The 12,923-nt window shown below is 73.7% G+C and carries 2 protein-coding genes; both read left to right on the plus strand.

The window, feature by feature from the left end:
* Window positions 1–15 precede the first annotated feature (15 nt).
* Window positions 16–11,877: a toxin glutamine deamidase domain-containing protein gene (locus tag ABZ738_RS22805; protein WP_357216105.1), complete on the plus strand. Its 11,862-nt coding sequence runs from the start codon at window positions 16–18 to the stop codon at window positions 11,875–11,877.
* Window positions 11,874–12,908, plus strand: a complete 1,035-nt coding sequence (locus ABZ738_RS22810; protein ID WP_357216108.1) for a hypothetical protein — start codon at window positions 11,874–11,876, stop codon at window positions 12,906–12,908. The genes ABZ738_RS22805 and ABZ738_RS22810 overlap by 4 nt, the downstream gene beginning before the upstream one ends.
* The last annotated feature ends 15 nt before the right edge of the window (window positions 12,909–12,923 follow it).

Below are 12,923 nucleotides of genomic sequence, written 5' to 3' on the forward strand. Positions count from 1 at the left end.
GGGAGGTGAGCGGAGATGGGAATCGAGGCGTCGGACGACCTGGCCGGCTTTCTCAAGTGGATCTCGGGGGAGGACTTCCCCGGGACCGACGAGGACCGCCTGTTCGGGCTCTCACGCGCCTACAGCGGCGCGGCTGACGGGGTCGACTCCGCCCTTCCGCTCCTCGTCGACGCCGTCCGCTCCATCCGACGCGGTGTGTCCGGCCGGGCCGACGAGGCGTTCGTCGAGTCGATGCAGGGGTACGTCCGCAACCCCGGCTACCTCGCCGCCGCCGCCGAGCAGTTGCGTGACCTCGGCGCCAAGAGCCGCGCCTCGGGCACCCAGGTCCAGTACGTCAAGATGATGATCATCGGCGCGTTGATCCAGCTGATGATCGACTTCATCGTCGCCCTCGCCTTCTCGTTCTTCAACCCGGGCGCGGCCCTGAACTGGCTGGCCGCCCGGGTCGCCGTGTTCCGCTTCCTGGTCCGTACGCTGCTCGGCCGGCTGATCCAGATGGTCGCCGTCAACCAGGTGGTCGGCATCGGCCTTCAGGTGCTGATGGACGCCATCGTCCAGCGGCTGCAACTGTCGATGGGCACCCGCGACCGCTGGGACGGCAAGCTGACCCGCGACGCCGCAGCGGTCGGCGCGCTCGGTGGCGCGGTCTCCACCTTCCTCGGTCCGGCGATCAACCTGCTGGCCCGGCGACTCGGCGGCCCCGGCGCGCGGGCGCTGACCGACACCGGCGCCGACTCCGTGCCGCCTCCCGGTTCGACGTTCCGCCAGGCGCTCACCACTCCCGAGCCCAAGCCGACCGGGCGCCAGGCCACCGCCGACGCGGCCGGTGAGATGGCCTCCGAGGCAGTCGTCGAGTATCTGACCGAGGGCCTCTACGGGGTGATGACCGGCCAGGGATGGAACGTCGGGGGCGCGGCGGCGGTCTCCGGGGCGGTGTCCGGAGCGGCCAGCGCCGCCGGCACGAACATCGGCGACGCGATCCGGCCGGACCCCGACGGCAGTACCCGCGACGCCGAGCCCGACGACCCGGGGCCCCCTCGCACGACGCCGACACCGGATCCCACCTCGAAGTCCTCGTCCCCACCGCCTGATGGCCCCCCGCCGCCCCTCGACGGCCCGTCGTCGGCGGACACTCCGCCACCACCCGGCCCGGACGGGGCCGGCGCCCCCGCCGCCCCCGACGCCCCCGACGGCACCGGCGGTACCGGCGCGCCCGCCGTGGTCGGTGCGTCCGGAGGTCCCTCCGACGGCAGATCCACCACGTCCACCGGGCCGGACCGAGCCGCCGCATCCGGTACGCCCGGAGGGCGGGATGCCGACCGGTCAGGATCACCACCGTCGGACGGCACCGGGGTCGGCACCGGACACCAGGTCGACCCGACGGGGCCGTACCCGCCCGGCGGACTGGTAGCGGCGGGCGGACCGGTAGCAGCGGGTGCCGTCACCGGCAACGGTGTCGCGAGCGCCCCGACCACCACCGGCGGGAACGGGGGAAACGGCACCGTTGACCCGTCGAGTACCGGCGCAGCCCCGTCGAACGACGCCCGGCCATCGGCGGTCCCGGCGGCAGCCGTCACCACGTCGGGCGGGCCGTTCGTCGCGCCACCGGCACCGTCTGCCGCGCCGGTGCCCCCAGCGCCCGCCGCACCCTCGATGGGCGGCCAGGGGGCCGCGACCCCCACCCCGGTCACCACACCCAACGCCGCAACCACGCCCGTCTCCAGCACCGGCGCGTCCCCGGCGAGCACGCCCCCGAACGGCGGCGGATCGACCGCCGGCCCCACCACGAACGGTGGGCCGTCGCCCACACGTCCCGCCGCCCCCACGCCGGTGCCGTCGGCGGCGACCACCACGATCACCCCGGCCGGTACCACGGTCTCGTCCACCGGCCCGGCACCCACCGGGTCATCCGGTACGCCGTCGAACGCTCCGGTGCCGGTCCGGCCGGCAACCGTGGCGGGCACGGTCGCCACCCCCGTGCCGTCACCGGCGTCGTCCCTGACCACCTCCACCGCCGCGCCGACGCCGGTGCCGTCCGCCTCGACCACCACCGCCTCCGTGTCGCCGCCCACCGCCCCGCTCACCGGCCGGCCGGCAGCCGTGCCCACCGCGGCTGCCACCGGGGCGAGCACCGGCACCGGCGCATCGAGCCTCAGCCCGGCCACCCCGACGGACGCCACCCCGACTGACACCACCCCGCAAACGAACGGTGGACCGCGTGGGGACCTCCGCGCGCGGGACGCCGAGTCGGGAACCGAGGCAACGCCGCGAACCGACCCCCGACCGGACGCCACGGTCGTCCAGCGTGACTACCCGTGGCTTCCCGGGATCAACCCGCTCCGGCGTCGCAAGGGCGAGTTCGGCACCAACTGCGTACTCACGGCGATCGTCACCGACATGGCGTTCACCGAGAAACTGCGACCCGGTGAACGCCTACAGTCGTCACCGTCCACGCTGGCCCCACTGGAGCACCTGACCCGCTACCGCGACCGCGCACCGGTGGCCGTGGCGGACTTCGCCGCCGTCACCCGGGTCATGCGCTCCGCGCCGCAGGGGTCGCGGGGCATCGTCGTGGTACACCGGGCGGGCCGGGACTTCGCCCACGCGTTCAACGTGATCCACGACCACAACGGGGTGGTCTTCCTCGACGGCCAGAACGGTACGCTCGCCGACCTCTCGATTCAGCCCGACACGGTGCTGTTCGTCCCGACCACGGACGGCGTACCGGTCGACGGCCCGGTCCGGGGCCTGGACGTGCCGATCGGCGGTCGCTCGTCGGACACCACCGGCGGACGGCTGGACGCGCCCGCCGAAACCGGGACGGACTCCGACGGCGACGACGAGACGGTCGTCCCGCCGCCGAGGACCGAGGGCATCGAGGGCATCGAGGGGAACGGGACCGCCAGTGCCGAGGAGACGGCACTGCTCACCGTCGACCACCGGGACGGGGAGCATCCCGCGCCGGACTCGCTCGACGACGGCCTGGTGGCGGTCGGCTACCTGACCGCCGGTTCCCTGGGTGCCGCGGAGGTGGTCCGGGTGACCGGCCTCGCCGAGGTCGAGCAGGCCGCGCGTGACCTCGTCCGGCAGCGCGGCAGCCGGAAGGTACGCGGCCTCGACGAGTTCCTCCGCCGGCTGCACAACGACGCCGACGGCAGCGGCGACCTGCACGGGCTCGTCGGTCGAGGGGAGCACGTCCCGGTCACCGTCGACGGTCGGCAGGTCGAACTCCGCGTCTCGGTGACGCTCGACGAACTGCGCCGCACCCCTGACCAGGACCCGGACACCGTGCTGACCCGGATCGACCGGGCGGGTGCGGTCACCACCGCGAGCGGCATCACCAAGTCGAAGAGCGGTGGCGTCGACGCCTCGCTGACGGTGAGCCCGGCCGGCGCCGTCGAGCCCGGTTTCGTCGGCGGTGGACTCAACCTGCACGCCACCCTCCGGCGCCTGACGCAGGCACTGTCCACGCTCCGCTCCCTGGTGACCCACCGGCAGGCCCGGCCGAGCAACGGCGCGGACCGGATCGCGGCGCGGGCGACGTACCGGTTGGAGCTGTGGGAACGCGCCGCCGACGGGACCAACCAGCAGGTCGGCCCGGCCGGGGAGATACCCACCGAGGCGATCCTGAAGATCCCCCGGCACGCCCTGGTCGCCGACCGCAACGAGCAACGCGCCGAAGGACTCGGACCGTCGACCACCCCCCGGGTCCACCAGGTCGAGGCCGCAGTCGTGCCCGAGCTGTGGCAGCTGGCCGAGCGCACGCTGCCACCCGGGCTGTTCGCGGTCGGCTCGGCGAGCCGGGCCGAACTGTCCCGCCTGCTCAGCGCCCGCAACGTCGAGGCGGCACTGGAGGAGTTCACCGGCGGACTGCGTATCCCGGCCCTGTGGAACGAGACGACCAACGAGGTCGCCGGGCCGTTCACCATCACGGCCAGCAGCGCCGAGCACACCCTCCGGTCCACCGCCACCGACGTGGTCTTGCGCGACAGTACTCAACTGGTGGTCGCCAACGAGCACAGCGCGGCGGCCTCGGCGAGTTTCGGGGCGGCGCTCCGGGCCGGGTGGAACGGGCCGCGCGACGAGACGGGGATACCGCTGACCGGGTCGGTCGGCGTCGGGGTCTCCGGCCGCCGGGAACAGGCGGCGCTGGGCGGCGGCAGCGGCGGACGCAAACGGGCGGTCATCTACACCGGCGAGACCGAGCTACGCGACTACCCGGTCACCTGGAGAATCCAGGGCGCCGGGATAGACGAGGCCTCCACCGAACCCGACCACCTCTTCGTCCGGGCGGCGACCGACCTGCCGCCGGACCTGCCCACCGGCCAGGGCGCCCGCCTGCCGGACGACGCCCAGGTGGTGACCGGACCGCTCGGTGACGGCGCGGTACGGGACGTGACGGGACTCGCCGAGGTCCTCGCCGACATCGAGACCGTCCTGCGGGCGTACCCGGGCTTCGTCGTCGACGGACCGGCACCGGTGGACACCATCCGCACCCTGCGGGAGCTGATGGAACACCGCCGCAACGAGGAGTCTCTGCGGACCACCCTGAGCCAGCCGGCGGTCCGCGCCATGGTGGACAGCCTCTTCGACACCGGGATCGTGGTGGAGCTGAAGCGGTACGGCTGGTACCGCAACGAGTACGTCCGGATCGTGCTGACCGCGACCAGGACCGCGGGACGCCGCACCGGCCAGTCCCAGTCGATCTCGATGCGGGAGACCGACATCGGTGGCGACCGCGCGCAGGCCCACACCTCGGTCAGTCGCGACTACCAGGCCGGCATCCGCTTCGGCTTCTTCGACCGCTGGCGCAAGCCGTCGTCTCGGGCGCTGGCCGCCGCCGGCGTCGGCTACCAGTACACCCGCACCAACGGACGCAAGCTGGCGACCGGGCAGCAGCTCGCCCAGGTGGAGATGTCGGTCAGCCCGACGCCGAAGGACGGCCGGACCACGGCCCGGGAGTACGAACTCGACCTCGACTTCCAGGTGACGGTGTCGTCGTACACCCGCCCCCGGGCGCTGTACCGCACCGTCACCGCAGGTCTGCTGTCGCACCGCAGTGACCAGCAGTGGGTCGGGTTGCCGGACGGGCAGGACCTGCGCGCAGGCCACCTGGAGTTCTCCGGCACCCCGCAGACCATCCGGCTTCGGCCCGGCCGGATGCGGATCTGGCTGTCCGAGTTGTGGGCCGACCGGATGGGGGTCGAGGAGCCGGCCCCCCGGCCGGACGGTGCCACGGACGACCGGGCAGTCCCGGTCCTCCACGACGTCACCGAGACCGCACCGCCGCCGCTGCCCTTCGCCGGCCTGCCGCTGCGGTTCCACACCGAGGGCGTCGGTCCGCTCGCCCCGATCCGGGACGCGGCGCTGGACCTGCTCGAAGGGCTGCCGCACGGCGACGTGCTGACCGCCCCGGGCACCGCGTCCCGTAGCCAGATCGACGCGTTCTTCACCCCCGAGTTCGCCAACGGGCGGACCCGTAACCTGATCACCCCCGGCGAGACCTCGGGCACGCTGTTCGCCGGGGGAGTGTTCCGCGACGACCTCGGCTCGTTGCAGGTCGCGTTCGCGCCGACCGCCTTCCGCCCGGTCGACCCCGGTTCCTGGGAGCTCGAGTCGTCGATGGCGGGCAGCTACCCGATCACCTCGGCGCAGGTCACCGGGGGAATGCACACCCTGCGCCTGTTCGGGCTGTTCGGGCACCGGGGCGACGGCGACTACGCCGGCAACGCCAGCCTGCAACCCGGGGTGCAGTGGCACGACGACCTGCGTACCACGACGGTCACCGACACCGGTGGTGCCGAACGCAACGTCGTCCAGAGCGGCCCGTTCGTGTTCTACCGGGTCGACGGCGACTGGCACCTGACGGCACGGACCCGGTGGGCCGGTGCGTCCGACTTCCTCACCGGCGCGATCGGTCTCCGGCACCAGCGGGTGTCGGTCGAGAGCGGCATGCTCATCGCCGTCGCCCTCCGCGACATCCACACCACCAACGCCTGGATCGAACAGCACAACGCCGACCCGGCCAACGCCGACCGGCAGATCCCGACTCTGCCGCTGCCGCCGGATCCACCCACCCCACCGCAGACCATCCACCTACCCCCGGCGACCGGTGCCCCGACCTGGCGGATCCCGGACAACCTGACGCTGGACTCCGGTGACCTGGGCCGAGCCTGGGTGGACAACCTGGGCGGCCCGGACCTCTACCAGCAGATCCGGGACCGGCTCCGGGAACAGGGCGTCGACCTGCTTCCGGACGAGCCGCTGCGGGATCCGCTCGGCAACGTCGGCCGGGCCAAGGCGATCTTCGGCCGGTTCGGCCTGGCCGCGTTCGTCGACAGCCTGCTCTCCAACGACCTCCTGGTACGCCTCTACGACCGGCGACGCATGCGCCGGTTCGCCTTCGTGGCGCGGACGACCACCGGAGTCGACGTCCGGATCCGGGCCCGACTCACCCCGCCGCGCCTGACAGAGGTCATCTCCGACCCGACCGAGATCGAGTACTACACGAAGGCCAACCACACCGCCGCCGTGGACAGGTCGAAAGGCATCACCGTGGACGTCAGCGGGAGCTACGTCCCCGGGCGGGACACCAGCGGCAGCGACCCGGAGAACCCTCCCAAACACCACGGCGGAGTGTTCGGCGCCGGCCCCGGTGCCCGCCTCGGACACCAGAGTGACGCGGACCGGTCCACCGCCACGGCTGCGGTCGACGAGCGCGTCGTCACCGGAACCGGACCACTGATCGAGTTCGAGAGCATCCTCGAACTGACCGTCACCACCTCGGACACGCACCGCACAACCCCGATCCGGGTACCGATCCGACTGCGGATCCCCGAGTCCGCCACGCGGGTCCGCGAACCCGCACCCGAACCGCCGTCCGCAGACCGGCCCACCGGCGGACCACGTGCCCTGACCTCCGCACAGACCGAACCGAACGCCATACGGCGGTGGCAGCGCGGCGGCACCCGCCTGCCGACCGAGGCGATGGTCACGTCCTTCCCCGCCGCGCGGGCGTCCGAGGACGCCGCCCGGATGGCGGTCGCCGCCCACGCGCGCACCTCGCGTCTCCAGCGGGCCATCGGCACCGACCCGCTGCGCAACCCACGGTCCATCGTCCCGGCAGCCGTCCACGACCAGGCCACCCCGGAATGGTCCAAGGCCCAGTACCCCCGGATCGCGAACGAGGGCGTCACGACCGGACTGACCGGCCCCGGTATCGCGCCGCGCTACCGCGCGGTCCTCGAACGGTACGCGCGCCTCGGCCCGCCGTCGCTGGCCCGGATCGTCACCGACGACCGGATGGAACGACCCAAACAGGTATCGGTGGCGACCAGCACCCAGACGCAGTCCCGCAACCTCGCCGGCTTCGAGGTCGACCTCCGCACCGGGACCTCCGGCGTCAACCCGGTCACCCGGCACGACGCGCCGATGCCGGGCCAGCTCGGAGTCGGCTCGGGCAGCGCCGCCCGGTCCGGTACGACCGCCAACACCGGCTCGAACGTGAAGTACCGGGGTCGCACGATGGTCTTCACCTTCACGGTGCAGGAACGGCACGTGGTCCGCGAGCCGACGGACCCGCTCGGGGACCGGGCCGGCACCGAGGTGACGCTGCCCGGCACGATCGAGGTGCAGGTACCCGAGGAGGTCGCCCGGGCCAACGGCTGGCTCGACGACACCGACCCGGCCCGCCGCCACGCCATCGACTCGACGGTGGCGGCCTGGGAGAACGCGTTGACGAGCCGGGCCGACTGGTTGCAGCGGGCAGCCGAGTGGCGTGCCGCCGAGACCGAGCTACGCGACCTTCCCCCGGACGCGACAGACAGCCGGCGCGACCAGGCCGAAGCGCAGGCCACGGCGGCCCGGATCGAGAGCCGGGCGGCCCAGGAGCGATACCTACAGGCCAGAGCGGACGCCGAGGGACTCGCCGACCGGCTGGCCGCGGGCCGCGACCGACAACCGGCCGACGCCACAGCCCACGGGATCCCGGCGTTGCCGGAGAACGACGCAGCCCGACGACGGTTCGAGCAGGATCGCGGCCAGGCCCTGGACACCCTCGCCCTGACCACCGCCGAGGACCTGGCGACCGCCCTGGACCGCCACACCGCTGACTTCCGGACGGCGCTGCGCCGACCGCGTTCCGCCACCGTCGACCAACTGCGCCACCTGGCGACCGCCCGGGCGCACCGGGACCAGCTCGTCCCACTCGCCGACCTGGTGCGTCGCGGTGAGCTGACTCCGGATACGGGCGACGACGCGGGCCGGGAGCCATCCGGGCAACCCGGTGTCGACCAGCGGCTGGTGGACCTGGCCGCTGCCGCCCGCGCACTGCTCGACCAGGTCACGGCGAACGCGCCCACCGAGCCCGACCTGACCCCGGTGTTGCGGGCCCAGCGTCGGGTGCTGCGTCACCAGCTCCCACCACCCGGCGCAGGGCACCGCGCCTGGTTCCAGACCAGGTCCGTCCGGATCCAGCACACCGTGGCCGGTCTCCAGCGCACCGCAGCCAGGCTTACGCACACCGCGGGTGGGCTCCACCGCAGAGCCGCCGGGCGCGACCTGCACAAGGAGTTCCGCCGTCTGGTCGGACCCGGCGGTCGAGCCGGCGGCGACCACCTGCTGGCCCGAGCCGCCGCGCTCCTCGCCCTGGCCGAGGAGATCGAGGCCGCCTGGCGCACCGGCACGAGCGAAGCCGCCGCCCGGTACGCCTCCGAGTTCACCGACCGGCCCCTGTCGCCTGCACCCCCGCCCGGTCTGCCACCGGTCGACCGGGCCACCGTCGACCGGCGCCTCGCGGCACTCGACCCCGACACACTGGTCCCACTCCGACACCGGGTGGACGCCATCGTCGCCGGCCGCAGCGCCGGTACGCCACAATCGGCCGCCGCGCTGCTCGACCACGGTTACCGGGTCACCGCCGCGCTGCTCGACGGCACCGATCCGCACGTCGTCGCCCGCCGGCTGGCCCACACCCGGGCTCCGTCGACCGACACCGACCCCCCGACGCCCCCGGCCGAGCACCGCCGCCGACGGACCGCCCGTCCCGTCGGCGGCCGTCGCAGAGGTTCGACCACGAGCGAGTCGCACCGCCCCGACGACCCGGCCACCCGGGACCGGCTCCGCGCCGACCTGCTCGGCGGGCTGTCTCAGGAACGCCGCAACGACCTCGACGACAGGATCCGCCTGCTCGGGCTCGACGACGGGCAGCCGGTGATGCTGCTCTGGGTCCGCCGCCGGGCACCGGAACCGGGCACGTCCCCCGAACCTGACCTGCCGGACGCCTTCCTGGAACAACTCGCGCGGGAGTACCAGGACCGCCACCCGACCGGACGGGTGCTGCTGATCGGCGACGACCCCGGCCCTGCCCTGCGGAACCGCCGTCCCGACCTGTTCACCGACCCCCACCTGACCGGTGCGCCGCCGACGGCCGACCCGAACGCCGACGACCGTGCCGACCAGGCGTACCTCCTGGACCGGCTCCGACAGGACGGCCACCGGCCACTGCTCTCGGTCGACATGTCGGGCGACACCGCCGACCTGTCCGCGCTGCTCGGTATCGACACCGTGCACCTCGAACGAGGCGCGTCGCGGGGCGACCCCACCGATCGGGTCGCCCGCTCCGGCGAGGCGCCGGACGGCCAGGTCCCGCAGCGGGACGCGGCGGTGTCGACATGGCGTCGACAGCGGTTCGAGGCCCCGACCGAGTGGCTCGTCCACCACGCCCGACTCGCTGACATCGTCGACCGGCTCCCCGCCGACGCCACCGTCGCGCAACGACGGACACACCTGCTCGAACTCTGGGAGGCGATCGACGACTGGCGGCAGACGGTGACGGAGCAGGAGGTCCGGCTCACCGCCTCGGCCGACGACGCGCCCGACTGGATCGGCCGAGGCGAGGTCCTGGCCGAATCGCTGCTGGCCGCCTACCTCGCCCTCGACCCGGACACCGTCCCCGCGCATCTGCCCGACCCGCTGGTCGGCTCGGTCCTGAACCACCAGATCGCGACCGCCCACGCCCTGATCGTCGAGCTGGACCCGACCCGGTATCTGCGACTGACGCCGGGAGAACTGGACCGGATCTTCGCACCGCCGGAGACGCGGCGAGCCGGCCACGAGGGCACTCCCGACCGATCCGGCCGCGACGAGACCACGCGGGCCGACCGCACCGACCAGGACGACGAGGACACGCACGGGGTGCCGCTCGGCTGGCAGGCGCGGCAGGAACGGGGTCTCCTCATCGTCGAGACCGACGGCCTGCGCAGCGTCGACCGGAACGGCGGATCTCCCCGCCCACCTGGACCACCGCCACCAGGGGACGGTCCGACCGACGGGGACGGTCCGACCGACGGCCGGCAAACGGGTACGGGCCTCGATCAGGACCGCGACCCGGCCGCAGCGAAGGACCCCTCCCACACCGGTGGGTCGCCGCACCAGCGGTCCCGGCAGGACACCGGCGGTCACCAGCGACTCTCCAACGCCCCGATGGACCGATCCGACGGTAGCCGGTCCGAGGTCGGACAGACCATCGCCGACGTGCGGCGGCTGCTGTCCGTCGCACAGACCCGACAGATGGTCGACGGCCTGCGCGACCGCATCGACCGCATGCTGTCCCGCGTGCCGCACGACAGCCCGGACCACGCCGAGCTGCGCCGGTTGCGCGAACGCACCCGGGCCTGGCGTCCGGGCGGAATCCCGATCGACGTGCCCGGTGCCGGGCGACTGCGGCTGCGTGACGTTCCCGACGACCGCGACTGTCTGTTCTGGGCGGTGCTCGAAGCGAGCCGCCGGCAACGCGTCCCGCTGCCCGGCGACCCGGCCGGCCCGGCGGACCTCCGCGCCCATGCCGCCGACCTGATAGCGCAGCAGCCGGCGAGGTTCGAGCCACATCTCGGTCGTACCGCCGGCCAGATCATCGCCGACCAGCTCCACCATCAGCACGCCGACACCCGACTCACCCCCGGCTGGGAGTACGTGCCGGCCACCGCCGAGACCCGGGAGACCTGGCGTGCCGAGGCGGAGCTCGACGAGCTACGCCGTCGCGCCCGGACACACGGCGTCGTCGGCGTCGACGACCTCACCCGGGAGGACCTGCGCGCCCTGCTGACCGCCCAGGACCCGGCCACCGCTGGGACCCTCGCGGACCACGTGCGGACCGCCGTCGCCGAGCGGGAGCAACGGCAGCCGAGGGTGCAGTGGCTCCGGGAGGTCGCCGACCGGATCGACCGCGGCGACCGCAACATCCTCGGGATGCTGGCCGTCCACTTCACCGATCGTGGCGAGGCCGGCAACGCCGAGGTGGTCAGACGGATCCTCGACACCGTGGAACGGCACGGGCGGGCACCCAGCGGTGTGGAACTGCTGGAGGCCGCGATGCGGCAGCGCGACCTGTGGAACTCGGCGATCGGCGACGACGTGCCGACCGCCCTGGCGCTGGCACTGGACCTCGACCTCGTCGTCGTCCCCATCGACGCGGGCCCCGGCCGTGTGCCGGTCGTGACCGGGGCACCCCAGCCGTTGCAGCCGTCGGCGCCCCACCGTCTCTACGTCGCCCGTGCATTCAACCATTTCCAGTCCCTCGAACCGGCCGACGGCACCACGTGGGCCGGTGGCGTGCACCCGCCACCGTCCGGCACCACCGCGTCGGGGAGCAGCCTCCGGTGGCACCGCTCCGATCTCGATCCGACCGCACTGCACCAGGCCGTCGACGCCGTCGTCATGCGGTACGACCTGTCCCCACCGGTCGACCCGACGTTTCTCGACGGACTGCGCACCCGGGTCCAGGAGGCACTGGTCCAGGGCACCGACCCGGTGGCCGCCGCCGACCGGTTCGCCGCCGTCCACGGCCACCTCCCCACGACCTTCCAGGCGGGACCATGACCGAGCATCCCTCTCTCGCGCTGCACCACCTCCTGCTCCGCCTCGACGGGCACTTCCCCGACGACCTGGTCAGCGAGGCCCGCACCTGGCTGGCCGAGGGCCTGGTGCGCGATGTGGCCGAAGCGGTCGTGTTCACCGCGCTGACCGGTGACGTCGCGCTGACGGCCGCGGACGTCGTCGTACTCTCCGAGACGCTGTCGTCGTCGGGGGCCGACACCGCCGCCCTCGCCGAGGTCCGCCGCACCGACGGGCCGCCGCTACCCATGTACGCGCTGGCGCCCGCCGACCCCACGGCGCTGGCCGAACAGCGGCTGCCGGCCATCCTCGACCTCACCAGCGGATATGTCGGCCCGGGTGCACCGGACCCGGTGGACACCGCGATCGTCGCCTCGATGCCGGCGCTGACCGGCGTCGAGGCGCTGTGGCGGTCGTGGCGCTACCCGACCGACGGCACCCCACCCCGACGCGTCTACCTCGTGCACCGACCCGACGGCGCGCTGCCGAGCGCCGCCGCCCGGTTGCAGGCCGTGCTCCGCGAGGCGGGGGAGAGCACACCACTGGTGCAGGTCTTCGACGACGAGCCGACCCTTCCCGCACAGCACCGGATCGCCCTGGACTGTGCGGCGCTGCTGTGGACACCCCGGCCAACCGCCCCGGTCCGGTTCGCCGAGTCGCCCGGCTTCGCCCCCGACCAACCCCGCCTCGACGGGCCGGACCGCGATCGGGTGCTGACCCGTCTCGCGTACGGTGTGCCGCTGCTGACCACCGCGACGTTCCTGGACGACGCCCTGGACCGCACCCGGACCGGGACCGTACCCACGGACCTGCGCACCGACGGCGAGTGGATCTGGAGCGACATGGTCACCTACTACCTCGACCGGCACCGGCTCGCACCCGGGCCCACCTTCCTGGCCCACCTGCGCGCCTGCGGCCCGCACCCGCCCCAGGTCGGGCCCGCCGCACTGCACCGTGCCCGGGCCGCGCTGTGGGCGACGACCACGGGTCGACGGGAAACTGCGCGCCGACCGTGAACCGCACCGGTCCGG

Source organism: Micromonospora sp. NPDC047793 (assembly GCF_040642635.1).
In the GTDB taxonomy this organism is placed as follows: Bacteria; Actinomycetota; Actinomycetes; order Mycobacteriales; family Micromonosporaceae; genus Micromonospora.